Below are 25,269 nucleotides of genomic sequence, written 5' to 3' on the forward strand. Positions count from 1 at the left end.
TGATTTAGCGTATAACACGGATGTGTTTACAGCGACTTTCTGTTTTTGCCCGTTGCCGGTGCAGGCACCGTAATCTCCCGGCTCTGTCTGTTTCAGATACCGGAACCCCGGTTTTACTCTTTCATCCTTATCTTGAATCCCCGGCGGATTGCCTGAATAATAGTCGCCACTGAGATAAGGAAAATACGATGAAACAACTGATTATCGGATTACTGGGTGTGGTGGTGCTGGTCGGCGTACTGCTGGTCTCCAATTACAACAGCATCCAGACACAGGACGAAGCGGTGACCGCCTCCGCCTCTGAAATGCTCAACCAATACAAACGCCGCGCGGACCTGATCCCGAATCTGGTGAAAACCGTGCAGGCTTCCTCGGACTTTGAACGTCAGGTCTTACAGGATGTTGTGAATGCACGGGCAAAAGTCGGGCAGATGAATATCAATGTCAGTGACCTGAGCGACCCGGCACTGCTCGCCAAATTCCAGCAGGCGCAGACTGAACTCGGCTCCTCGCTCTCCCGCCTGCTTGCAGTATCAGAACGTTATCCTGATCTGAAAAGTAACGCACTCTACAGTGACTTAATGGTACAGCTGGAAGGCAGCGAAAACCGGATCGCCGTGGCGCGCGGCCGCTATATCGAAAGTGTCCGTGAATACAACACCACTATCCGGAAATTCCCGGCCGTGATTATTGCTGACTACATGGGATACACCGGCAAACCGAACTTCAGCGTTGAAAATGAAGCGGAAGTCACCACCGTTCCGGATGTGCAATTTCAAAAATAAGCTGGCTGAACATCCTTAACAGATGGCAGGATAAATTGAGTTTCCGGGCAAAATCCGTTAGAAGGAGAGGATAATACTAAGGAGTTATCGTGATTACCGAAGAGTTTCTCTCCAATAATGTGCTCAGCCTGATTGTGCTGGTGCTGTGTCTGCTGGGTTCCGGCGGGCTGATGATTTATAACCGTAAACGGGAAAAGGGTGAGCATGCCACATTAGTACATGTTTCCCAGTTTATCATGTGGGCGCTGGGGGTCATTATCCTCGGGGATTTCGCCGAACAGGGGATTGACCACTTTCAGTGGCGCTTTATCACCGCAGATACGGTCGGGATGATTTGCACCACACTGATTGTGCTGATGCTGATCCGCAAACTGTTCCTGATGATAAACCGCCTGGCCGCCGCACAAATCAAACGCGGCAGTGATATCACCTCGGCACATATTGTCTCCCGCGTACTGAAAATCCTGATTGTGATTGTGGTGTTCCTGTTCTACGGCGAACACTTCGGCATGAGCCTGTCCGGCCTGCTGACCTTCGGCGGTATCGGTGGCATTGCTATCGGTATGGCGGGGAAGGATATTCTCAGCAACCTGTTTTCCGGCATCATGCTCTATTTTGACCGTCCGTTTAAAATTGGTGACTGGGTCAGTTCACCTGACCGGCAGATAGAAGGAACCGTGGTGGAAATCGGCTGGCGTATCACCAAAATCATTACCTTTGATCACCGCCCGCTTTATATTCCGAACTCGCTGTTTTCCTCCATCAGTGTGGAAAACCCGGGGCGCATGACCAACCGGCGGATCAAAACCACCATCGGGCTGCGCTATGAAGATGCGGAGAAAATTTCGCAGATTGTCAGTGAAATACGCGCTATGCTGAAAGCGGAGAGCAGCATTGATCAGCACCAGACATTGCTGGTCTATTTTGATGAATTCGGTGATTCCGCCCTCAATATTATGGTGTACTGCTTTACCAAAACCACGGTCTGGGCAGAGTGGCTGGCAGCACAGCAGGCGGTGTATCTGAAGATTATTGAGATTGTGCACCGCAACGGTGCGGACTTTGCTTTCCCGAGCCGGACACTCTATATGGAACGCAACAGTGTCTCCCGCGAACCGCCGGGAGTGTGATCTGACACCTTGCACCATCCCCCTTGTTTCCGTTATTGTGCCGCCGGTTAATTCCTGAGACGTTCATCAGAGGCGGCACAATATGGCGAAATATTTTTCCATCGGTGAGATGGCAAAGCTCCATAAAATCAGCATTCAGACACTGCGTTATTATGACCAGCTGGGGCTGTTCCGCCCGGTGTATGTTGATCAGGAAAGTAACTACCGCTATTACACGATCGATCAGTTTTCCCAGCTGGATATTATTAAGTATCTGAAATACCTGGGTATGCCGCTGAAGGAGATCAAACATCGCCTGGAAGACAGCGACACACAGATCCTCAGCCTGCTGACCCGGAAAATTTCTGTGGTGGATGAGAAAATCCGCGAGCTCGAGCTGATTAAAAAAGTCCTCTCCACCAAAAAAGAGACGCTGGAAAAAGGGATTGATACCGACAGTATCGGCAAAATCACCCGCCGTTATATTCCGCGCCGTCATATTTTATCGATGAATTATGAGCCTGGTCTGAGCTTTGAGGAGACCATGGAGTTCTCACGGCGGCACATTGCCAATATCCTCGAGGAAAACATTTCTATTTTCTACGGCGGCGTCAGTGGTCTGGTCTCCCGCGAAGAATTTCTGGCCACACAGCAGGTGCATTATCTGAACAGTTTTGTGATTGTCGAGCGCGACCTGTTTAATCCGCAGGTGCAGGACAAAATTACAGAAATTCCCGACGGTGAATTTATCTGCCTGATGTATCAGGGGTCTTACAGCGAAAATACGGCAGCATTTAAAGCGCTGACGGATTATGCGGAATACAAACGCATTCCGGTGGATGACATGATGTATGAAATCCCGGTGATTGACCCGCTTTCCACCAATGATGAGCGCCAGTTGCTGACAGAAATTCAGATCAAAGTGAAACGGCGTGAAATTGATACCCGCTGCCTGGTGTAAAACTCTCCCTCTGCTATAGGTATTAATGCTTTCAATACAGAAACAGGCTGACATTGCTCAGCCTGTTTTGCTTTTCTCCATCGTATAATTACCCGTTTTGTGATGCGTATCTACTATCTCTGAATTGACTCTATAGTAGCTGGAGAGTCTATAGTTATCCACATTACAGCAATGGTTAAAAAGGTCGTTACCGCCACACTATTACCCCCGCTGATCCTGAATCAGCAACCCGAACTCACTAATGATAATAAATGATGACATGCGGATCAGAGTGCTGATCTCATGAGGAGTCTGTTGTGCAAAAAAATACTGATTATGATTTGGAAACCAAACTGATCCACCAGGGTCATTCACCGGATCCGGCCACCGGCGCGCTGGCCAGTCCTATCTACCAGACCGCCACATTTGCGGCGCATTCTGTGGAGCATTTTGAAGAATTGTGCCGGACATGGGGCTATGTCTACAGCCGCGAGTGCAACCCGAACCTGACTGAACTGGAGAGCAAACTGGCGATGCTGGAAGGGGCGGACAGTGCGATTGTCAGCGCATCCGGCATGGGGGCGATTGCCTCAACCCTGCTGTCACTGGTGAAAACCGGCGATCATATTGTCAGCGCGGACGGGATCTTCTCCCACACCCGGCTGCTGATGACAGAACTGCTGGCAAAATTCGGCGTGGAAATCACCTTTGTTGATGCCACGGTCAGTGACAACATCCGCGCTGCCATGAAACCGGCGACAAAACTCGTGTATGTGGAAAGCCCGCTTAATCCGTCTCTGGAGCTGGTGGATATCCGCGCGGTGGCAGACATTGCCCATCAGAACAAAAGCCTGCTGATTGTTGACAGCACCTTCTGTACGCCGATCCTGCAACGCCCGCTGGAGCTGGGTGCAGATCTGGTGGTTCACAGCCTGACCAAGTTTATGAACGGCCACGGTGATACCCTGGGCGGCGCGGTTATCGGCTCCCGCGAGCTGATCGAACTGATCAAATGGCCGGGGTTATGCTGCTTTACCGGCGCGGCACTGGCACCAAACAATGCCTGGATGATTATGCGCGGGATGAAAACCCTCGATATGCGCATGAAAAAACACTGTGAAAACGGCCTGGCACTGGCGGAATTCCTGACATCTCAGAACGAAATCGAAGAAGTCCGTTACCCGGCACTGAAAAACCATCCGCATTATGAACTGTGTCAGTCACAGATGAACGGCCTCGGCGGCGGTATTGTCTCTTTCCGTCTGAAAGAGGACATTCACGGCCTGACCCGCGACCAGGTGAGCCGCAAATTTGTGAACTCCCTGAAACTGACCACCATTGCCACCAGTCTGGGTGAAGAGCACACCCTGGTCCAGATGAACGGCGAAAACCTGATCCGTATTGCTGTCGGACTTGAATCAGCAAAAGACATTATTGCGGATTTCCGCCAGGCCCTGGATGCAGTTCACGGCTGATAAAAAGAGATAATAATTATGGCAAATCACATGGCAAATCAATCCCGCGTCAGACGGATGCTGATTCTGTTTCTGCTGGCATTCGGCACTACCGCAATGTACAGCCTGCCTTACCTGAAGTCTTCGTTCTATGATCCGATGCAGCAGGCGCTGGGGCTGACACACATTGAGATTGGTAACCTGCTCAGTCTGTATGGCCTGATCGGTATGTTTTCTTACTTTTTCGGCGGCTGGTTTGCGGATCGTTTTTCACTGCGTAATCTGATCACGTTTTCGCTGATCGCCTCCGGGTCACTGGGATTTTGGTTTGCGACCTTCCCGTCGTATAACACGATCCTGCTGATCCACATTCTGTGGGGTGTCACGACGATCCTGACATTCTTCGCCGCATCGATCAAAGTGGTGCGGATGCAGGGTACGGAAAAAGAGCAGGGGCGGATCTTCGGGTTTTACGAAGGACTCTCCGGCGTATCCGGCACACTGATCTCGTTCACCGGTCTCTATTTCTTCGGCAAATTTGCCGAGGCGGCAATCGGCTTCCGTTACGTCGTCTGGCTTTACTCCGGCGCTTCTGTGATCTGCGGCGTGCTGCTGTTCTTCCTGATCGCGCACCGCAGCAGTACCACTGACAGCGGCGAACCGGAAGAAAAAACCACATTCCGTTCGCTGATGAGTGTGGTGAGCATGCCGAAGGCGTGGCTGATCGGGCTGATTATTTTCTCCACCTATGTGGTGTTCTCCAGCCTGACGTATCTCAGCCCGTATCTGTCACAGGTGTATGTGGTACCGATTACCCTGGTGACGGCGCTGTCGATTATCCGCACCTATGTGATCAAAATGGTGGCCTCTCCGGTGGCGGGGATCGTGACGGATAAAGTCGGATCATCTATCAGTGTGATGTTTGTCGGCTTTATCATCATGGCCGTGAACTGTGCTCTGTTCCTCGTGATCCCGAAAGGTAACGCCTTTATGTGGTTTGCGGTGGTGAATATGGTGGTACTGAGTGCGTTACTGTTTGCCTTCCGCGGTATCTATTTTGCCTCTGTTGCAGAATCGAAAATCCCGATGAAAACCACCGGCGCGGTGGTGGGTTTTGCCTCCTTTATCGGCTTTTCCCCGGACGCGTTCTATTATTCCGTTGCCGGCTACTGGCTGGATAAATACGGCGAAACCGGCTACAGCTATATCTTTATGCTCTCGGTCGCCTGTGCGCTGCTGGGTGTGGTGGCAACCTTCCTGCTGCGTCAGATCAACCGCCGGGAAGCGGCGGGCGGCGGAATGACACTCTCTCCGTCAGTCTGAAGATACAGAAAGCCCCCCGAAACGGGGGGCTTTGCACAAAAAGCGTCCTGCTGATTAATAGCGGTATTCCACGCCCAGCCAGAAGTTACGGCCTTCTTCCATATAGCCGTTGGTGTACCCGTAGGATTTATCAAACAGGTTATTGACGGAGGCATTGGCGGAAATGCCGTAACCGAAGTCATAATCCACGCGCAGGCCGGTGAGAGCATAACCGGCCACTTTGTCATTATTGTCGTTATACTGATAGCTCCAGGCACGGAACTCTTCGGACAGGGTGATCGACAGTGGCTCTATCGGTGTGACTTTCACCCAGGCATACATTTTATGCTTCGGCAGCCCTTCAGCATGATCAACATCTTTCGGATCACTGTGGATGTAGCTGTAGTTGATCCCGGTTTTCAGCCAGTCACTGACTTCGCCTTTCACGCCCAGATCCAGCCCGGTGTAATCCACACGGCCACTGTTCTGGTTCTGGAAGTAGCGGTCACCGTTTTTAATCACTGTGTGCGCGAGGATCGCATCATCCACTCGGTTGTGATAGATGCTGGCCTGGTAGCCCCATTTATCGGTGATATTCCCTTCATAGGTTAAATCGAAGGTCAGTGCGCGTTCGGCTTTCAGGTTCGGGTTAATGATACCCAGCGAACCGTCTTTTGGTTTTTCAGTGGTATAGCGCTCTTTCTGTGTCGGGAAGCGGCTGCGGTCAGACACGGAGAATCGCACGTTGTCCTGGTTGGCGAAGGTGTATTTTGACATCACTTCCCAGTTAAAGGCGTGCTGATCATTATCATCCGCACCTTTATCCGCCTGGCGGCTTTCGCGCCAGTCATAGCCGATGGCACCGATAAAATCGAGATCAGACGTGGCCGCCCACTGGTATTCGGTGGCGACAGAATAAGTGCGATCTTTGTAACGCAGAATATCCCCGTTACGCTGTTTCTGTGCGCGGTGAACGTCATCTTTCCAGTGCGCGGAGAATGACAGCAGATCACGTTCACGCATGTCGATCCCTAACTGGAGAGAGGCACCGTTGCTGAAATCATCGTAATAGCTGTAATCGTACCCTTTGCCGTCTTTTTTATACATCAGCAGGGTATTTTCAAACTTGTCATGGAACAGACGACCCTGGAGATTTACGCCGTCTGTCAGCTGAGTGGTACTGTTGAAATAGTAGCTCTCTTTGTTGTAATCCGGCCATTCCCACCAGCTGTATTTGCCTTTGCCCGGCACTGCAGACGGCGAACTGTCTTTGCTGCCATCCTGCTTCAGATAGGTAAAGACATACTGATCGGTTTCACGCGGGGTCCAGCCCACTTTCACCATGCCGCGTTTATCATCGGATGAGGAGTGCGCACGGCGGCCGTTGCTGCCAGCCAGGGCATTGTCATCATCGGAGCCCGGCAGGCCGAGGAAACGCTGTTTGTACTGGCTGCCGCTGACCTGGATAAACCCGAGGTCGCTGCGTGCGCCGACACGGGCGCTGGTGTTATAGGCATTATCCGCGCCGCGTGCGAAGCCCTGGCTGAATGATACGTTGGCCTCAAACGGTTTTTTCGGGGTGGCGGTGGTGAGGTTGATTGCACCGCCCATCAGGTTCGGGCCCTGTAACAGCGAGGTATAACCTTTGCTCACCTCAATACTTTCCAGTTCGCTGGTCATAAAGCGGCCGAGGTCAAGGTTGCCGTCATACGGGACATAAGTCGGGATCCCGTCGAAGAACACCGGCACCTGGCGGCTGTCAAAACCACGGACTTTAACGGTCAGCTCATTACGATTGCCGGATTTTTCGAGAACCACACCCGGCATGGTGCTGATGGCTGTCGCCGCATTGGTTTTGTTCAGCGACTGCATCTGCGGCTGTGTGATGACATCCGGATTGGAGGCCACCGGGCTGCCCCAGACGGTCAGAATATCTGCGCTTTCTGCCTGTACCGCAGGCGCGGTTGCCAGCAGAATAGCTGAGCAGAGTAGAGTTCGTTTCATTGTTATTTTTCCTGTTACCGATATGTATTTATTTATATAACGACTTGCAAAACAAAAGGATAAAACGGCCGGTTCAGTGACCTGACCGGTTTATCCCTTAACTCACTATAAGGTTGTGCGGTTTTCCGTCAGCGCGGATATAACCGGACTTTAATATCCGCCGGGGACGCATAATACGGCGCGGACGTGACAAACAGCTTCACGCCGGTATCCGCATACTGCCCGATGGTCTCTGCATTCAGCCCGCCTGCAGCAGACAGTGTGCAGTCCGGTGCCAGCACCGCCGCGTCTTTGACGAGACGGCGGATATCATCAGGACTGAATTTATCCAGTTGCAGCACATCAGGGCGGCCTTTCAGCGCCTGATAAGCTTCATCCGGATTGTCCGCTTCGGCAATAATGGTCTTTTCCGGGGCTTCACGGCGCAATGTTGCAATCGCTGCACACCAGTTTTCCGGCTCTGCCAGGAAACGGCGGTGATTGGCAAACAGCAGAATAGTTTCCGCGCAGCCCTGACGGTGAATAATGCCTTTCCCGGCCAGTACAGCAGCGGTTGCCAGCAGCTTGGTACCGGGGATATTTTTACGGGTGCAGGCCAGCTGTGCGTCCGGCTGATACTGACGAAGGGTATCCACCATGCAGCGGGTCATCTGTGTTACGCCGCTGCTCCACTCAATCACATTCTGGACAATCTTCCAGCCCTGATGCAGTGCTTCCGCACGACCGGTTGCGGTCAGCAGCAGAGCGCCTGCTTCCGTATGATCGCCGTCATTAGCGTGTAATTGTGTCTGTAATCCGAGTTTTTCCAGTAACTTCTGACCCAATGTCAGCCCGCTGACATAACCGGCCTGCTTGCGGGAAAAGTGCATTTCCCCGCTCTGTGCGCCGATGCCGAGTGCGCGGGTGGTGAGATCACCGTAATGGATGTCCTCCAGCAGGAGGCTGTCCAGAAAGGCATCACTGTAGTAGATCACTTCTGACCTCCCGGCAGCAGCAGGGCGGATTCCGGTACCACACTCCAGGAAACCATGGCCCAGTCGCGGGTGGCCGGCACCACCGGCAGGCCGTCAGCCGCCTGCTGGTCGTAATAGCGGCGCAGCAGTGTCATTTCATGGTCATCAAGCTGTCCCAGCGACCAGATCACACCTTCGGCAAACTGCTCAAAGGTCATATTGTCGCGGCTCTGGCAGTTCGGACTGCGGATAAATTCCACATCCGGATGAATGCCGAGCTGGTTGAGAATATTCACCGCGTAAATATAAGTCGGCAGTGTGACCGGTGTGCGGCCGATGGCGCGGATCACGCGGATATCGACAAATGTCGGGCTGACAGTGTGGGTGGTGTAAACCCGCAGCCGCGCGTGACGGTTCAGTTTCAGCAGCGCGGCCTGTAAATCCATCACCAGGGTGGAGCGGGAAGCCACAGCGATATCGCACGGCGGCAGGGCTGACCAGTCATCTTCCCAGGCGCAGTGACGGAAGGTGACGTGTGAGCAGCCCTGAGTCTCAGCCCGCTGACGCCCGACTTTCAGCATCCCTTCGCTGTAATCAATACCGGTGACCTGCTCAAAGCTGTCTGCCAGCTGCAACGCGACAGAGCCCGGCCCGCAGCCGACATCCAGCAGGGTTTTCGCGCCGGTGGTATCGACAATCTCTTTAAAGCGGATCAGGTACGGATCGGCGGGATTCGCACAGTTTTGTGCCATTTTCTCCGCACGTTTGTCCCAGTGTTCCGGATCTTTGCGGGTACGTTCGGCCTGTGCGAGATGGGCGCGGTAGAGTTGTGCGAAATCGATATCATCAATAGTCATGAGCATCCCTTATAAGCTGGCTGCGCGAAGTGGGCAGCAATATGTTCTGGTGTCACATGATAGAGTGCCGCCAGGGTTTCCGGTGTGAGCAGCGCGGCAGGTTTATCCTGGCAGGCGGGGCTGTCTTTGCTGAGCATCACAATGCTGTCTGCCACGGCGGCCGCATGCTGCGGGTGGTGGGTGGACATCAGCACGGTGATCCCTCTCTCACGTAACTGTTCGATTTTATTCAGTAATTTTATCTGATTGCCGAAATCGAGGCTGGCCGCCGGTTCATCCATAATCAGCAGCCCCGGCTGTTGTACAAGGGCGCGGGCAATCAGTACCAGCTGTTTTTCCCCGCCGCTCAGGCAGGAATAGGAGCGCTGTGCCAGATGGGCGATCCCCATATGATCCAGTTCCTGCTCTGCCATCTGCCGTTCAGCGCGTCCCGGGGCGGCAAACAGGGAGAGATGGGCACTGCGTCCGAGTGCGACCATATCCGCCACCCGGAAAGAAAACGGCATATTGTGCGCCTGCGGCACATAGGCAACGCGGCGGGCGAGTGCGGCGGCACTCCAGTCACGCAGCGGTGTGTTATCAATGCGGATCTCCCCGGCCTTTGGTGGTAACAGGCCGAGCAGGGTTTTCATCAGCGTGGTTTTGCCGCAGCCGTTGGCACCGAGCAGACAGATAATTTCTCCCTGATGTAATTGCAGATTTATGTCAGTGAGTATTAACTTCTCTCCGTAGCCGACCGCCAGGCCGCGGGTGGTCAGGACATCGCTCATCCGTTCCTCCGGGTCTGCAACAGCAGAAAAATAAAGAAAGGTGCACCGACCGCAGATGTCAGAATGCCGAGCGGCAGTTCAATCGGGGCAATGGTGCGTGCCAGTGTGTCTGTCAGCAGCAGCATGATGGCGCCGATCAGCAGTGACACCGGCAACTGGTGGCTGAAGTTAGCACCCACTAACAAGCGGGTGATATGCGGGACAATCAGCCCGAGCCAGCCGATAATTCCCGCGACAGAGACCGCACTTGCGGTGATCAGGGTGGCGGAGGCAATAAAAATCAGCCGCGTCACGGTGACATTCAACCCGAGTGCGCGGGCTTCTTCATCACTCAGGCTGAGCAGATTCATACGCCAGCGCAGCAACAGAAGCGGCACCATCCCGGCGAAAATCAGCGGGGCGGTGGTTTTAATATCATCCGGTGAAATCGCGGACAGGCCGCCGAGCAGCCAGAAGGTCATGGCGGGCAGTTGGGTATAGGGATCGGCCAGAATTTTCATCAGGGAAATGGCCGAGCCGCACAGGGCACTGACAGCGATCCCGACCAGCACCAGCGCCAGTACCGGATCATGCTGACGCGCCAGCCGGGCGACAGAATAGACCAGGGCAACCACACACAGCCCGCCGGTGAAGGCGAACAGCTGGATAGTGAGCATTGACTGACCTGCAAAAATTCCTAGGATCGCACCAACCCCGGCACCTGCGGAAACACCCAGGATATCCGGTGAAACCAGCGGGTTACGGAACATGCCCTGATACGCCGCCCCGGCTATCGCCAGTCCGCCGCCGATAATCAGTGCGGCGGCAATGCGCGGCAGACGGATTTGCCAGAAGACCGTCATATCGCGGCTCAGTGCCGGATCATCCGCGCCGCTGTTGCCGGTGATTTTTGCCTGGATCACATCCCACAGCTGCTGTGGAGTCAGTGAGAACTTACCAACATTCAGAGCAATGCCGGTGACCAGCACCAGCAGCACAAGCAGTAACAGGGTTTTGGCGGAGGTGGTCATCGGGCGGATAACAGACTGTTAATCTGTGCCTCCGATAGCGGAGAGTGATAGAACAAACTGAAAAACAAACCGGTGTCTGCTTTCAGATCGGTACTCTCCGGCTCAAACTGTGCCTGAAGGCGGCGCAGTCCTAAAAGCCGGTTCAGCCCCGGCGGGCTGTCGAGCCAGCCGAACGGCAGCCCGGCATAGTAAAATACCTGCTTATTCTTCACCGCATCCAGGCTCTGCCAGACCTCACTCTGCATAATCGCATCATACGTCACGGCATCCTGGGCGATAATAATATCGGGGTTCCACTGCAGTAATTGTTCGAAAGAGACTTCCGCCAGTCCCTGCATATCCGGGACATCCGCGACATTCTCAAACCCCAGTAATTCCGGGGCTTCGCTGTGAATCGAACCACGCAGACCGGTTTGCAGGCCTTTCGCGCCGCGAGCCAGATAAAAACGGCGTTTGTGTGTCTGACGATCGGCAAAAGCAGCAGCATCCTGCAGCCATTTCTCTGCCAGCTGTGCCTGGTGTTCCGTGCGTTCTGTTTTTCCCAGCAATGCACCGGCCTGACGCAGCAGATCCGGGGTTTGTGTCAGATTGCCGGACAACAGAATATACGGAATACCGGTCTGGCGGCTGAAACGGGCGGCCTGAGAGCGGTAAGTGTCATCGGTTAGCCCGCTGTCAACAATCACATCCGGCGCCAGCGCCAGCAGGGTTTCCGGGGAAAGGGTACTGCCGCGTCCGGAGAGGCGTCCGGTGACCGGCAGCGCGCGCCAGCGGGGCGCAAAATACGGGTTATTTTTTACCGACAGAGAAGCAAAGCCCGGCAGTTTTTCCGGGGCGACCGCAAACAGCAGCTGATCAGTCGGCGGGCCGCTGCTGACCACACGGTGAATGGCTTCCGGCGGCGGAAGCTGACCATAAATAAAAACCTGAGAGGCGGTTTCCGGTGCGGCAGCGGCTGACAATGCCGGGAAAGTGAACAGCAGTGCGCAGCAGAAAAGAAATCCGGAGCAGAGGCGGTTAAGTGTCATCGTGATCAGTCGTCATTATCGTTATATGTATTGTTATACAGCGGACGTTAGCGCAGAGCATGAGGTGAGTCAATAAAATCAGCGGTAAATAGGGAAGTAAGTCAAAACAAGGTAAAATTCCGGGCGGAATACGGTATAACTACGGCCTCTTTCGGCGGATATGACGACACACAGACCAGTCTGTATTAAGATAAGCACTATGAAGAAAAAACGCCCTTCGTTACAGGACGTGGCTGACCGCGTTGGTGTAACCAAAATGACTATCAGCCGCTTTTTGCGTAACCCTGAACAGGTTTCCGAAAAACTGCGCGGCACGATTGCCCGTACCCTCGATGAACTGGGGTATATCCCGAACCGGGTGCCGGATATTCTATCCAATGCCACCAGCCGGGCTATCGGCGTGCTGCTGCCTTCGCTGACCAACCAGGTGTTTGCGGAAGTGATCCGCGGTATCGAAACCGTGACGGATGCCGCCGGTTATCAGACGATGCTGGCGCACTACGGCTATCAGGCGGAGAAAGAAGAAGATCGCCTGGTCTCCCTGTTGTCTTACAATATTGACGGCCTGATCCTGGCCGAACGCACCCACACCCCGCGCACCCTGAAAATGCTGGCCACCGCCGGGATTCCGGTGGTTGAGCTGATGGACAGCGTCTCCCCTTGCTATGATTCCGCCGTCGGGCTGGATAACATGCGCGCCGCGTATGAAATGACGCAGGCCATGATTGCACGCGGCTGCCGCCGTGTGATTTATCTCGGCGCGCGTCATGACGAACGGACATTCATGCGCCTTCAGGGTTATGTACAGGCCATGCGGGATGCCGGGCTTGAACCGGGTAATGTGATGACGCAGGAAAGCTCTTCGTATTCGCTGGGGGCGAGACAACTGCACCAGGTCAGAGCCGATTATCCGGATGCTGACGGGCTGTTCTGTACCAACGATGACCTTGCTATCGGGGCTGTTTTTGAGTGTCAGCGCCTCGGGATCCGCATCCCGCAGGATCTGGCGGTTGCCGGGTTCCACGGCCATGATGTCGGCCGTGTGATGACCCCGAAACTGGCGAGTGTCCTCACACCTCGTGACCTGATGGGCCGCCGTGCGGCAGAAGTGCTGCTGGCACGTCTGCGCGGCGAACTGCCGCCTCAGCAGATAGTGGATGTCGGCTTCGAATTATTACCGGGAGAGAGTATTTAACGGCTCCCGGCCCTTCCTGAAGTGACAGGAATTTCATTTGAGATAACTGTCACAATTTGTTCATCCGAAAACAGTGTTTGATTGCATTGTAACCATATCCGTTGGTAATGTTACCGGTAATAGTTACCGGTAACATATCCGGTGATAATGACCGCATAAGAGGAATTGTTATGAGGGATAGCCAAAAACCACATCACGCCTTTGTTTTGATGGGGGTTTCCGGCTGCGGAAAATCCGCTGTGGCTAACGGGGTTGCTACCGGGCTGAATGCGGCCTTTCTGGACGGGGATTACCTGCATCCGCGTGCCAATATCGAAAAAATGGCGGCCGGGCACCCGCTGAATGATGCCGATCGTGAACCGTGGCTGAAAGCCATCAACGACGCGATTTTTGCTATGCAGCGGACCAATGAGCTTTCGGTGATTGTCTGTTCGGCGCTGAAAAAAAGCTACCGCGATATCCTGCGCCGCCAGAATAAAAACCTGTCATTTATCTGGCTGAAAGGGGATTTTGAGCTGATCGAAAGCCGCCTGAAAGCCCGCAAAGGGCATTTCTTCAAACCGGAAATGCTGATCACACAGTTTGATACCTTAGAAGCACCGGACACTGCCGCAGAGCAGGATGTACAGGTGCTGGACATTCAGCCGCCGCTTGAGGATGTGATCGCGGGCGCGGTTCAGATTATCAGACAGGTTTCCGGAGGTCAGTCATGACAACATTAACCCTGGTGTTAACCGCCGCCGGGTCGGTATTACTGCTGCTGTTCCTGGTGATGGTGGCGCGGCTGCATGCGTTCGTGGCACTGATGATTGTGGCTATCGGCGCGGGGCTGTTTTCCGGCATGCCGCTGGAGCAGATCACACAGACCATGCAGAACGGCATGGGCGGCACGCTCGGTTTCCTGGCGATAGTGGTCGCGCTCGGGGCGATGTTCGGCAAAATCCTGCATGAAACCGGCGCACTCGACCAGATAGCTGTCAAACTACTGAATTCCTTCGGTGAAAAACGGGCGCATTACGCGCTGGGGATCGCCGGGCTTATCTGCGCTCTGCCGCTGTTCTTTGATGTGGCGATTGTCCTGCTGATCGGTGTGGTCTTCGCTGTTGCCCGTCGTACCGGCGGTAACGTGGTGCGCCTGGCTATCCCGCTGTTTGCCGGTGTGGCGGCGGCTGCCTGCTTCCTGCTGCCGGGACCGACCCCGATGCTGCTGGCAGACCAGATGAATGCAGATTTCGGCTGGATGATCCTGATCGGCCTGTGTGCGGCGATCCCGGGTATGATCCTGGCAGGACCCCTGTTCGGTAACTTTATCAGTAAGTTTGTCACCCTGGAGCTGCCGGAAGACCTGACTGAACCGGCTCTCGGACAACACAAGATGCCATCGTTTGGCCTGAGCCTGGCGCTGGTACTGTTCCCGCTGGTGCTGGTCGGTCTGAAAACCATTGCTGCGCCGATGGTGGATCCGGATTCAAAACTGCACGCCTGGCTGGTGTTTATCGGACACCCGTTCCTGGCGATCCTGATTGCCTGTCTGGTGGCGATTTACGGCCTGGCAATCCGCCGTGGCATGAGCCGCAATAAAGTCATGGAAATCTGTTCTGCTGCTATTCAGCCAGCCGGGATTATCCTGCTGGTGACCGGTGCCGGCGGTGTGTTCAAACAGGTGCTGGTGGATTCCGGCGTAGGTCCGGCACTGGGTGAATCACTGATTGGTGCGGGGCTGCCGATTGCTGCTGCCTGTTTTGTCCTCTCTGCCGCCGTCCGTGTGATCCAGGGCTCTGCAACCGTTGCCTGTCTGACCACCGTCGGTCTGGTACTGCCGGTTATCGGTGAACTGGGCTATTCCGGCGCACAGCTGGCGGCTCTGTCTGTTTGTATCGCGGGCGGCTCTATTGTGCTGAGCCACGTGAACGACTCTGGTTTCTGGCTGTTCGGTAAATTTACCGGTGCCACCGAAGCACAGACCCTGAAGACCTGGACACTGATGGAAACCATCCTGGGAACCACCGGGGCGCTTGTCGGTATGCTGTTCTTCGCCTTCCTGTAACACTTCTGTTTTCACTCTCCGGCAGCGGGTTATTAAAATCCGCTGCCGTTTTTATCACTCCCCGCCGTCTGCATAAAGCCTCCGTTTTCTCCGCCGATAGTTAATGTGTCCCCGGCGGCAATCTGCGCTATTTCCCTGAGTTGTGTTATCTGTCTTAACCGGAATTAACATGCTGAATATAATGAAAAAATGGTTTTTTCTGCAAAAGAAACAGTCCGCAATCCCCGGGGAAGTGCCGGCGGTTTTTCCGGAACCGGCAACGCGAGCGGTGATGGCAGACAGTGATGAACAGCAGTGCGTTCACGGTGAAATTTTGTGCCGGCATTTGCTGGAGGGTATGGCGGTGATAGAAATTATCCGCAATTCTCTGCTGGATTCCGGCACCCGGCTTGCCGGGGAGCAGGGCACTCTGGATGAAATCGCGCTGCATAACAGTGAAACACGCCGCTACATGCAGGAGTTGTGCAGTGTGCTGGATGATATCAGTGAGCACGCGGATAAAGGGCTTGATTACACACAAAAGCTGATCTCAGTGCTGGGGCAGATTAATCAGAACATTAATAATATCGAACGCCTGGCCAACCAGACGAACCTGCTGGCGGTTAACTCAGCGATTGAAGCTTCCCATGTCGGCAGCCGGGGGGCCGGGTTTTCGGTCATCGCCCGGGAAATAAAACAATTATCCGGCGAAATTCAGAACGAAGCCATCAATATCACCGCTTTTACCGGCAAAATAAAGTCACATGCCAACTCGATTTATACGGATGCGGAAGATAACCAGAAGCTGGTGAGCTGTATCCGTAATATTGCGGTTCAGACGGACGAACGCTTACAGAGTATGATCACCATTTCTTCGCGGATGGAGGCGATCATCCGGTTTGTGGCGGTGCAGCAATTTCTCAATACCGTCAAACTGGATCATGTTATCTGGAAAGGGGATATCTACCGCCGCCTGCTGGACGGAAACGCTGATTTATCGGTTAATGACCACACACAGTGCCGTCTCGGCAAATGGTATTACGCGGACGAAGGACAGCGGTTTACCGGCCATGATGCCTACCGGAAACTGGAAAGGCCGCACCGGCTGGTACATCTTTCCGGGCGCCTGGCGCTGGAAGCCCGGGCGAAGGGCTCACTTCATGATGAAGAACTGCATTTGTCGGCAATGGAAGATGCCAGCCGCGAAGTGATTGAAAACATCGATGATCTGCTGGTATCGATCAGTTACTGAAAGAAAAACCCCCGGAATCCGGGGGCTGAGTGAACATCGCTGTCGGGTAAACGGGCGGTGTTTCAGAGGTGGTGATGTAAAAACTCACTCAGTTCAGAGCGGGTGGGTGCGCCGTCAGAGCCCGGGCGGCTGACCACAATGGCCGCCACCGCATTACCGGTCCGTACGGCATCCGTGAGCGGTTGTCCGCAGGCCAGTCCGGCGAGAACACCGGCACAGTGGCTGTCTCCGGCGGCAATGGTATCGGCTACCGGCACTTTGTACGCCGGGATTCTGACCGGCTGTTGTCCCGGCTGGCACACCACAGCGCCTTCTTTATCAAAGCGGGCGATCAGCGGCAGGCCGTAGCTGTCGGCAAACGCCTGTGCATCGTCTGTCTGTATCTCAGACTGTTTTCCGCCCTGCGGATTGAGCTGTGCCAGCTCATCACGGTTGACGGTCAGCAGCGGCTTTTTCGCCAGCAGCTTTTCAATAAAGTCCGGATCAATGTCCCGCAGACGCGGACCGAAATCCGCAAACAGGGTTTTATCCGCACTCTGTGCCAGCAGCCAGTTGCGCAGCGGCGCGCTTTCCGGACTGACCAGTTCGTAACCGGAGACATAAATCAGGGCATTGTCCGGTACCGGAATTTGTGCGAGCAGCGCGTCACTCCAGTGCTGCTCACAGCCTTCGATGGTGATGAATGTGCGTTCTTTGCTTTCCTCCACCAGCGCCAGACACCAGCCGTTATCGTGCGTCGGATGGCGCAGCAGAACCGGCAGATTTTCCTTTTCCATCGCGGCGGTGACCTGTTTTCCCCAACTGCCGTTTCCGGCGGGAATGCCATTGACCGGTGTAATACCGAGACGGCTCAGCGCGCGGGCGACATTAAAGGCGCAGCCGCCGATCTGCTGCCCGAGCGGCAGGGCGCTGATATCATCCCCGCTGTGCGGCAGTGCATTCACTTCCAGCATCACATCGCCGAAAGCCGCGCCGATAACCACGACCGGGCGCTGTGGTGTCAGTAATGTTACATCCATCAGTTCCGTTTAACTCCGTACCGGTTTTATCATCAGTGTCAGGCGGTACGCCGCCATGCTCACCAGGAAGGAGACAAACAGCCCCAGACTGGAATTCTCAAACACACCGGTGGCAAACGGTCCGTTAATAAAGCCGGTGTTGGTGACCAGCAGCCCGGCAACCGAGCCGCCGAGCCAGCACAGGAAGGTCGGCCAGATAACCCCGGTGTCGCCGTAGAGCGAAACTTCGTCGTAACCGGCGGTTTTGTGTTTGCAGTAGTAATCGGTGATAAAAATCGCCGCCCAGGATGCGAGGAACAATCCGCAGAACACCAGGAATGAAATAAACGGCCCGAGGAAATCACCGGAAACAAACAGAACATAAATCGCGATCGCCAGCACAATCACGCCATCAAGAGCAACGGCGGTGCGCTGTTTGAGTTTGATGCCCATGCTCAGCAGGTTGAGACTGGCGGAATAGAGGCTGAGGACGGCGATAGTGACAATCCCTGCCACCGCAGCGGCCAGATACGGCACCGCCATCCAGGACGGCAGCAGACCGCCGATTGCGGCAATCGGGTTCTCTTCCGCTGCCAGATCAGGCAGTTGCGCGGTCAGCAGAATACCGGTCAGGATCAGAAGTAACAGCGGCAGTGCGGCCCCGCCGACCACTGAGCCGAAAATACGGCTGTGGGATGAGGACGGGCTCTGGTCACGGCTGTAATCTGCCCCGGCAATCGCCCAGCTGATCCCGGTTCCGGCGGCGATAATGGACACCGCAGGCAGGAAACCGGTGATCCAGTTACCGGAAGGACGGCTGATCAGCGCCTGCCAGTCTGCGGTCGCAAGCAGCCAGAGGACGACAAACAGGGTCATCGCCCCGAAAATACGCGTGATCCATTTCTGCATCAGCAAAACGGTGTTCTGCCCGAGAATACTGACCAGCACCGTCAGTCCGCCGAACAGTATCAGCGCGATAGCGGTCATCAGGTGTCCGCTGCCCAGCCCGATGGCGGTGAACAGCGCCGCCAGGGTCAGGGTGCCGGTGATGATATTCACCGCTTCCCAGCCCATCAGGTTAAACCAGCAGAAAGCCGTCGGCGCGATATTACCGCTTTTGCCGAAGCTGGCGCGGGAAAGGGTGAGGGTGGTGGTCCGGCCGATTTTACCGGCGATACTGGTGATCCCCACTAAAATAAAGGAGGCGACACCAACCACTGCCGCTAAAACCGACTGAAAGAAGGACAGCCCGAACGACACAATAATCGCGCCGTAGACCACGCCGAGAATGCCGATATTAGCGGCACACCAGACAAAGAACAGTTCGGCGGGTTTTTTGGTCTGCCGGGAAGGCGGGATCAGGCCGATCCCCAGTTCTTCGATGGTCGGATCGGTTTTGTTCAACGCTGAAGGTACAGATTGCTGACTCATGACATCATCCTGTTCGTCGCGGCATACTCCTGTCTGAACTGTGCCAGACGGCGGGCATACGGCGTAAAATCGATATTATTTGTATGATTTATCAATGCGATACTGTCAGCATCAAAACTGTCAATGCCGTGAATTGCGCCGCAGATGGCCGTCGCCATGGCACCGATGGTGTCCGTGTCGCCGCCGAGATTTGCAGCCAGTACCGCACAGCGTACGGGATTGGTGTTGGCTAAATCCGCGAGTGCAATTGCACACGGGATAGACTCAATATTATCCATACCGGCGCCGACTATCTCATAGAGATCGGTCAGTGCCTGCTCTTCGTCCGTGCGCCCGCGGACCACATTGAGGGCGTACATAATCCTCCGTCCCAGCAATGGGCTGAAGGTGGACTCAAACCGGCGCTGAACAGTGTCAGCCAGCGGTATGACAGCCTGTTTTATCGCAGACCAGTCAGTGCCCTCAACAGCCAGACTAACGGCCCGCGCAATCACAACAGCACCGGCAATGGCGATATCGGATTTGTGGGTCGGCAGACAGGAGAGCCTGACCTGCTCAATAAAACGATCTGTATTATATGATGGCATCAGGCAACCGACGGGCGCGACACGCATCGCGGAACCGTTGGTCACACCATTTGCCTCTATTTTATCTAAAGGTATTCCCTGGTGTATGGCATTCAGCGCAGCTTTTGATGTCGGCCCCAGAATATTTTTTTCAAACGCGTTTATCCGGGTGGCCCACGCCATTATGTGACGGGCGATCGTCTGCGGGACAACAGCACCGTGCTCCTCAATAATGGCATCCATCAGGGCAACACACTGACTGGTGTCATCGGTAAATTCCCCGGCAACAAACTCGTTGGCGGCAATATTCTCCTCAGGCCCCGGCAGGAAAGTATCAATCCAGCCGAAGTGCTGACGGACCCGGCTCTTCGGCCAGAGTTCCGACGGCATGCCCATGGCGTCCCCGGTTGCCTGCCCGTAAAGACAACCGAGAATACGTTTTTCTGTCACATTTAACGGGACTGCTGCTGATTGTGTCATTTATTATTATCTGAACTGGTGTTGAATGAATTAAGAACAACAAATCATATTATTGGTATAAAACTGCTGTGGAGCCTTTGTCTTTATAGAGTATATAATAGACGACAAATAAGTCCAGTTGTAGTCCAGTTGGATTGATTTTAATCAGTATGTGATAGCGGACACAAAAGTTGCTACACTGTTTTCAGCCGTTATCCGCAGCATGACAGGAACCTATTTGTGGAACATGATTTTCTCACTTTTTTACAGCACAGGCTTGATCAGCAATCAACTGTTCCGTTATATCTTCAGCTAAAACAAGGGATTGAAGAAGCCATCACACAAAAGCAGCTGACGCACGGTTGTGTTCTGCCGTCTGAACGCCGTTTGTCGCAGTCGCTGGGGGTATCCCGCGTTACGGTGGTGAAGGCACTGGACTTACTGCTGAAACAGGGCCTGGTGGTGAAACATCACGGCAAAGGCACGCAGATTAATCTGCCGGTGCAGTACAACCTGTCCGGCGGCGGTTTTTCCGCGCAGGCCGCCGGCAGCGGCAAGGTGTCCAACCGCTGGCTTATTCGTCAGCTGGACTCTGTGCCGGACTCACTGGCCCCGGAACTGGAATTATCCGCAGGTGATACGATGGCGGTGATCAAACGTGTCCGGCTGGTGGATGATATTCCGGTCTCGCTGGAAACCATGTTTATCCCGGAGGCGTTTCTGCCGCGTCCTGATCTGCTGGACGGTTCTCTGTATGCGCACTGGCTGGCGCAGGGAATTGAGCCGGATGTGCAGGAATATGCTCTCTCTATCTGTCACCCGACCGCGGAGGAGGCAAAACTGCTTTCTATTCCGCCGACAGCCTCACTGATGAAAATTATCCTCAGAAGCCGCGACAAGCTGGGCAGGGTGCTGGAGTACGGTACGGCTATCTGCCGCAGTGATTTTTATCATTTCCACTTTACGGTAAAAGCCTGAAAGCAAAAAAGCACTGTAAAAACAGTGCTTTTGTTTATATTACGTTGCTGTTTATCAGGCCATCGCAGTGATGGTTTTATTCAGAAACGCATTGGCGAGGGTGTCTGCGGTGAGGGTTTCATTGGTGTTCGCCGCCAGATCCCACAGGCCGACCTGGCCGTCACGGTTGAGCGTCACGATGTAACGGCAGCCGGATTTCAGCGCATTGCTGTGCTGACGCTTCAGTTTGGCACTGGTGAAATCATTGAGGATTTTATATTGCGGCAACTGATGGCGCAGTGTGTTAGCCAGTAACAGCGCTTCCACATTCTGTGCCGGATCTTCATAAGTCACCACAATATCCGGCTGATTCACAATATCTTTATCCAGGCCGAGAGTCTGGATCAGCAGTAACAGCCGTTCGATCCCGATAGCAAACCCGGAAGCCGGTAACTGTTTGCCGCTGAACAATTCAACCAGACCATCGTAACGGCCACCGCCGCAGACTGTCCCCTGTGAACCCAGCTCTTCCGTGATCCACTCAAATACGGTACGGGTGTAGTAATCCAGTCCGCGGACCAGACGCGGGTTGACCACATAAGCAATATTTTCACTGTCCAGCAGACGGCGCAGATCATCAAAGTGCTGCTGTGATTCCTCACCGAGGAAGTCCAGCAGGCGCGGTGCTGCTTCAATCATCTCCTGCATATCCGGGTTTTTGCTGTCCAGGATACGCAGCGGGTTGGTTTCCAGACGGCGCAGGCTGTCCTCATCCAGCAGCGCTTTGTGCTGCATAAAGTAATTCACCAACTGCTGACGGTGCTCTGAGCGCTCTTCCGGTGTCCCGAGGGAGTTAATCTCAAGGCGGACGTGTTTATCCACGCCGAGCGCCTTAAAGATATCTTTCACCATAAAGATAAGCTCTGCATCCACATCCGCCCCCGGCATGCCGAAGGTTTCCACCCCGAACTGAGTGAACTGGCGCAGACGGCCTTTCTGCGGACGCTCATAACGGAACATCGGGCCCTGATACCACAGGCGCTGCGTGGTGTTGTAGCACATGTTGTTCTCAATCACGGTCCGGACGCAACCACTGGTACCTTCCGGACGCAGGGTGATGTGCTCGCCGCTTTTATCGAGGAAGTTATACATCTCTTTTGAGACGATATCGGTGGATTCACCGACCGCGCGCTCAAACAGGGCAACCGGTTCCAGAATCGGCAGCCTGACCTCCTGATAGCCGTAGCGGGAAGTGATATTCCGGATCCGGTTTTCCAGCCACTGCCAGACCGGTGTTTCTTCCGGAAGCACACTTCTCATCCCTCTGATTGACTGAATCTTTTCCATTTTTAGTCCTCTATATACAGTTTCTCTGTGAGAAATTCCGGCTGTCATCATTGTCAGCCGATAACGCCATCTCAGCGGTCTGCTCAGCGCAGATCCCCGGGATGTACGACAGGGCGAGCCCGGGACGGGGATCAGTAGTGTTTTTTTCGCGGCGCATAATAAAAAACAGATACAGCGGAATGGTAAACATCTGCAGCACCATGCCCCAGAACAGCGGTTTGGTGCCGGCGCCTGTCAGCGCGACCATAATGAATCCCAGACCAATCAGGCTCAGAGTGGCGTAAATAATAAAGGTGCGCCCGTACTGCATTTTTTTGGCGATCATGGCGATCGGCAGGGAAATCACAGCAAATGCATACGGGATCAGACTGGCGGAGACCGCAAGAATAATGATATTGCGGAACTGCTGTTCCAGGCTTGGTGAGATGGTGAGCAGCAGCACGGCGCTCATCATCCCGGCGGTACAAATCAGCCCTTTATACGGCACGCCGTGGCGGTTCACATCAGCAAAAAAACGCGGGAATGTGCCTTCTTCCGCCGCAGAGCGGGGAACTTCAGTCTGTAAAATCTGCCAGCCCGGTAATGCACCGAAGCAGGCAATAATGGCGAGCGCAGAGATAATCTGTCCCGCATGTTCGCCCCACAGATAACGGGCGGTATCAGCAAACGGTGCGGTGGAGTTAACAAGCTGTTCGTGGGGCAGGATCCCCATCATGACATTGGTGGAACTGAGATAGCAGGCGGCAGCAATAACCAGCCCGATAATGGTTGCCAGCGGAATATTGCGGTGCGGATTAGTCACCTGGGCGGATGAAACCGACGCGGATTCAATTCCCAGATAGCCCCACAGCGAAATCGCGGCGGCGGCAAAAATAGCATCTGTGTTACTGGTCTGAGTAACATTAAAACTGGTGATATAACGTGTGTAATCAAAACTGGTCCAGCCGAAAATACTGATGCTCAGAATAACGGTGAGCATACAAAGGCCGGTAAAAATCTGCGCATAGCCGACGACTTTTGCGCCCTGCAAACCCAGCAGAACGAAAGCCCAGAGAATAATAATTGCGGTAATAGCGGCGTAAAGCGGAGTGTGAAGCTGCGGAAAGAAATAAGAGAGATAACCGACACCGGAGATCAGTAAGGCACAGTTGCCTATCCAGGTCGAAAGCCAGTAAAAAAGTGATGTCTGTAACCCGATATACTGCCCGAATGTCCGGCCGATATTGGCAATCACACCGCCTTTACAGGGGGAGATTTCACCGGTCTTGGCGAACACCAGCGCCAGTGCCAGCACGCCGCAGAAGGTCAGCAGTCCGCCCCACAGCGCGATGGAGCCGATATGCGCGAGGGAGGAGGGTAACATAAACACGCCGCTTCCCATCATATTGGAAGCCGTCATAATAATCAGGGCTGTCAGGCCCATGCGGTGGGTGGATTTACCATTGGGAACCATACCATTTTGTCCTCACAGAAATACTCCAGCTGCGGATGAGGGAGCAAAAAATCTCACGATCAGAGAACTGAGCCGTGTTTTTTGGTCTTTTTTCTTGCATCATCCTGTGTCGCTGTATAGGTTAGAGAGCGTTGCCGGCAGGATTGGCGTCTGCGCCGGCAACGAACCGTAAGGGGGCAGTGGATAATTACCACTGCCTTTTTTTATGCCGCGTGTAAGTTAAAATCTGCGATAACGTCGTCGATCAGTTTGTCGATCTGCGCGGTATCCAGATGGTGCGCGGTGGTGATCAGGTGAGCCACGTCGCCGGACGTTGCCAGGCAATGTTCTCTCCAGACGCGTTCTGACGGGCAAGGGAACACAACAGTGATGGAGTTTTTGTTGCGCCATGCATTGATACCGGCTTTCTGCATACGGTCAACAGCATACTGAGCCATATCCAGACTGCGGGTGATGCGGCGTTTCCATTCTTCAGTTGAGTGTGAACGGATAGCTTCCCACAGCATCAGTGGTGTGTGACCGTTACGTGAACCGGTGATGGTTTTGTCGTGTGCGGAGATGTAGTCGATTTCAACAGAAATACGATCCACGTTTTCTTTCTTCGCAACAACGATACCGCAAGGGATTGGCGAACCAATCATTTTGTGGCCGGAAACACCGATTGAGTCGATACCGTCAGCAAACGTGAATGGTTGTGCATCATCAACGAATGGCAGGATCATGCCGCTCAGTGCCGCATCAGCGTGCAGGTAGTAATCTTCACGTTTGATACCGGCTGCTTTCAGGCGTTTCTGGATTTCAGCGATATCATCAATAGCACCGCGGACAGTGGTACCGATGTTAGCGAAAATGATCGGATGCGCTTCTTTATCGTCAGCGATTTTTTTCATCAGATCGTCATAGTCGATTTCGCCGTTTGGCAGAGATTCAACAACCTGAGATTTGATACGCAGTAATTTAACGATTTTCGCAACGGAATAGTGAGTATCTTTTGAATAGTACAGGGTACCGTCAGGGAAGATTTCACGGCCCAGGTAGCAACCGAACATGTTACCTTCGGTACCGCCGTTGGTCACATAACCCCAGCTTTGTTCAAACGGAATTTTGAACAGGTCTGCGAAATACTCCATCACTTCTTTCTCGAAATCGAAAGAGTTCAGCAGGTAGTTGCAATATTCGCCCCAGTCACCGCAGTTGTTGATGGAGAAACGTAAGAAACGTTCCAGGTTGGTGTAATCGAAATCTGCTGATTCAGGATAGCCGATGTTGAAATACTGGTTTTTTACGCAATAAGCCCAGAATGCATCAAGTTTGTTTTGATCATTGATAGACAGAGTCATACTTAATTACCTCTTGTTTTTCAAAAGTTAAGA

General features: G+C 54.0%; 22 protein-coding genes. 10 read left to right on the forward strand and 12 right to left on the reverse strand.

Features of this window, described 5'->3' with window-relative positions; translation table 11 throughout:
- Positions 1-188 precede the first annotated feature (188 nt).
- The 5 genes from HMPREF3119_RS02435 (at position 189) to HMPREF3119_RS02455 (ending at position 5,611) form a co-directional block, all read left to right on the forward strand.
- Positions 189-785 (forward strand): LemA family protein, encoded by a 597-nt coding sequence (locus HMPREF3119_RS02435; protein WP_036422433.1) that lies wholly within the window; start codon positions 189-191, stop codon positions 783-785.
- A 92-nt stretch (positions 786-877) separates the two neighbouring features.
- Positions 878-1,915, forward strand: a complete 1,038-nt coding sequence (locus HMPREF3119_RS02440; protein WP_369750278.1) for a mechanosensitive ion channel family protein — start codon at positions 878-880, stop codon at positions 1,913-1,915.
- Between the two features lie 82 nt (positions 1,916-1,997).
- Positions 1,998-2,855, forward strand: coding sequence for a MerR family transcriptional regulator (locus HMPREF3119_RS02445; protein ID WP_004234834.1), 858 nt, complete (start codon positions 1,998-2,000; stop codon positions 2,853-2,855).
- Between the two features lie 296 nt (positions 2,856-3,151).
- Positions 3,152-4,309, forward strand: a complete 1,158-nt coding sequence (locus HMPREF3119_RS02450; protein ID WP_036408255.1) for a trans-sulfuration enzyme family protein — start codon at positions 3,152-3,154, stop codon at positions 4,307-4,309.
- Positions 4,310-4,339: 30 nt separating this feature from the next.
- Positions 4,340-5,611, forward strand: coding sequence for an MFS transporter (locus HMPREF3119_RS02455; protein WP_004234837.1), 1,272 nt, complete (start codon positions 4,340-4,342; stop codon positions 5,609-5,611).
- Between the two features lie 54 nt (positions 5,612-5,665).
- Here the strand turns inward: HMPREF3119_RS02455 and HMPREF3119_RS02460 are convergent, their stop codons facing one another.
- From HMPREF3119_RS02460 to HMPREF3119_RS02485, 6 genes are all read right to left on the reverse strand, one after another.
- Positions 5,666-7,594, reverse strand: coding sequence for a TonB-dependent receptor plug domain-containing protein (locus tag HMPREF3119_RS02460; protein ID WP_070578288.1), 1,929 nt, complete (start codon positions 7,592-7,594; stop codon positions 5,666-5,668).
- Between the two features lie 128 nt (positions 7,595-7,722).
- Entirely contained in the window at positions 7,723-8,568 is an 846-nt protein-coding gene (modD, locus tag HMPREF3119_RS02465) for a ModD protein (RefSeq protein ID WP_004241224.1), read from the reverse strand.
- Positions 8,565-9,404 carry a class I SAM-dependent methyltransferase gene (locus tag HMPREF3119_RS02470; RefSeq protein ID WP_070578291.1) on the reverse strand — a complete coding sequence of 280 codons (840 nt, stop codon included), beginning with the start codon at positions 9,402-9,404 and terminating at the stop codon, positions 8,565-8,567. The genes modD and HMPREF3119_RS02470 overlap by 4 nt, the downstream gene beginning before the upstream one ends.
- Entirely contained in the window at positions 9,401-10,174 is a 774-nt protein-coding gene (locus HMPREF3119_RS02475) for an ABC transporter ATP-binding protein (protein ID WP_004234844.1), read from the reverse strand. The genes HMPREF3119_RS02470 and HMPREF3119_RS02475 overlap by 4 nt, the downstream gene beginning before the upstream one ends.
- The gene (locus tag HMPREF3119_RS02480) at positions 10,171-11,184 is read right to left on the reverse strand and encodes a FecCD family ABC transporter permease (protein WP_049242864.1); all 1,014 of its coding nucleotides are present in this window, start codon (positions 11,182-11,184) and stop codon (positions 10,171-10,173) included. Before HMPREF3119_RS02480 ends, HMPREF3119_RS02475 begins: the two co-directional genes overlap by 4 nt.
- Positions 11,181-12,212, reverse strand: a complete 1,032-nt coding sequence (locus HMPREF3119_RS02485; protein WP_070578294.1) for an iron ABC transporter substrate-binding protein — start codon at positions 12,210-12,212, stop codon at positions 11,181-11,183. The genes HMPREF3119_RS02480 and HMPREF3119_RS02485 overlap by 4 nt, the downstream gene beginning before the upstream one ends.
- A 199-nt stretch (positions 12,213-12,411) precedes the next feature.
- On the opposite strand from HMPREF3119_RS02485, the gene gntR reads away from it, so the two are divergent.
- From gntR to HMPREF3119_RS02505, 4 genes are all read left to right on the forward strand, one after another.
- Complete coding sequence (gene gntR / locus HMPREF3119_RS02490) at positions 12,412-13,407, forward strand: gluconate operon transcriptional repressor GntR (protein WP_004234848.1); 996 nt, start codon at positions 12,412-12,414, stop codon at positions 13,405-13,407.
- Between the two features lie 170 nt (positions 13,408-13,577).
- Entirely contained in the window at positions 13,578-14,120 is a 543-nt protein-coding gene (gntK, locus tag HMPREF3119_RS02495; RefSeq protein WP_070578297.1) for a gluconokinase, read from the forward strand.
- Entirely contained in the window at positions 14,117-15,454 is a 1,338-nt protein-coding gene (gene gntU / locus HMPREF3119_RS02500; RefSeq protein ID WP_004234850.1) for a gluconate transporter, read from the forward strand. The genes gntK and gntU overlap by 4 nt, the downstream gene beginning before the upstream one ends.
- A 169-nt stretch (positions 15,455-15,623) precedes the next feature.
- Positions 15,624-16,685 carry a methyl-accepting chemotaxis protein gene (locus HMPREF3119_RS02505; protein ID WP_046025010.1) on the forward strand — a complete coding sequence of 354 codons (1,062 nt, stop codon included), beginning with the start codon at positions 15,624-15,626 and terminating at the stop codon, positions 16,683-16,685.
- A gap of 62 nt (positions 16,686-16,747) precedes the next feature.
- Here the strand turns inward: HMPREF3119_RS02505 and HMPREF3119_RS02510 are convergent, their stop codons facing one another.
- Genes HMPREF3119_RS02510 through HMPREF3119_RS02520 form a run of 3 tightly spaced genes read right to left on the reverse strand, consistent with a single transcriptional unit; the run spans position 16,748 to position 20,130 of the window.
- Positions 16,748-17,704 (reverse strand): PfkB family carbohydrate kinase, encoded by a 957-nt coding sequence (locus HMPREF3119_RS02510; protein WP_004234852.1) that lies wholly within the window; start codon positions 17,702-17,704, stop codon positions 16,748-16,750.
- 9 nt (positions 17,705-17,713) lie between these two features.
- Positions 17,714-19,114 carry a purine-cytosine permease family protein gene (locus HMPREF3119_RS02515; protein ID WP_004234853.1) on the reverse strand — a complete coding sequence of 467 codons (1,401 nt, stop codon included), beginning with the start codon at positions 19,112-19,114 and terminating at the stop codon, positions 17,714-17,716.
- Entirely contained in the window at positions 19,111-20,130 is a 1,020-nt protein-coding gene (locus HMPREF3119_RS02520; RefSeq protein ID WP_112548151.1) for an ADP-ribosylglycohydrolase family protein, read from the reverse strand. Before HMPREF3119_RS02520 ends, HMPREF3119_RS02515 begins: the two co-directional genes overlap by 4 nt.
- Before the next feature lie 249 nt (positions 20,131-20,379).
- On the opposite strand from HMPREF3119_RS02520, the gene HMPREF3119_RS02525 reads away from it, so the two are divergent.
- A complete protein-coding gene (locus HMPREF3119_RS02525; RefSeq protein ID WP_004241238.1) occupies positions 20,380-21,117 on the forward strand; it encodes a GntR family transcriptional regulator in 738 nt (245 codons plus the stop codon).
- Positions 21,118-21,171: 54 nt separating this feature from the next.
- Here the strand turns inward: HMPREF3119_RS02525 and hisS are convergent, their stop codons facing one another.
- The 3 genes from hisS to HMPREF3119_RS02540 form a co-directional block, all read right to left on the reverse strand.
- Positions 21,172-22,443 carry a histidine--tRNA ligase gene (gene hisS, locus HMPREF3119_RS02530; protein ID WP_004241239.1) on the reverse strand — a complete coding sequence of 424 codons (1,272 nt, stop codon included), beginning with the start codon at positions 22,441-22,443 and terminating at the stop codon, positions 21,172-21,174.
- Positions 22,444-22,453: 10 nt separating this feature from the next.
- A complete protein-coding gene (locus tag HMPREF3119_RS02535; protein ID WP_004241240.1) occupies positions 22,454-23,896 on the reverse strand; it encodes an amino acid permease in 1,443 nt (480 codons plus the stop codon).
- A 203-nt stretch (positions 23,897-24,099) separates the two neighbouring features.
- Positions 24,100-25,236 (reverse strand): histidine decarboxylase, encoded by a 1,137-nt coding sequence (locus tag HMPREF3119_RS02540; protein ID WP_004234859.1) that lies wholly within the window; start codon positions 25,234-25,236, stop codon positions 24,100-24,102.
- Positions 25,237-25,269 lie beyond the last annotated feature (33 nt).

This window comes from Morganella sp. HMSC11D09 (assembly GCF_001807955.1).
Taxonomy (GTDB): domain Bacteria; phylum Pseudomonadota; class Gammaproteobacteria; order Enterobacterales; family Enterobacteriaceae; genus Morganella; species Morganella morganii.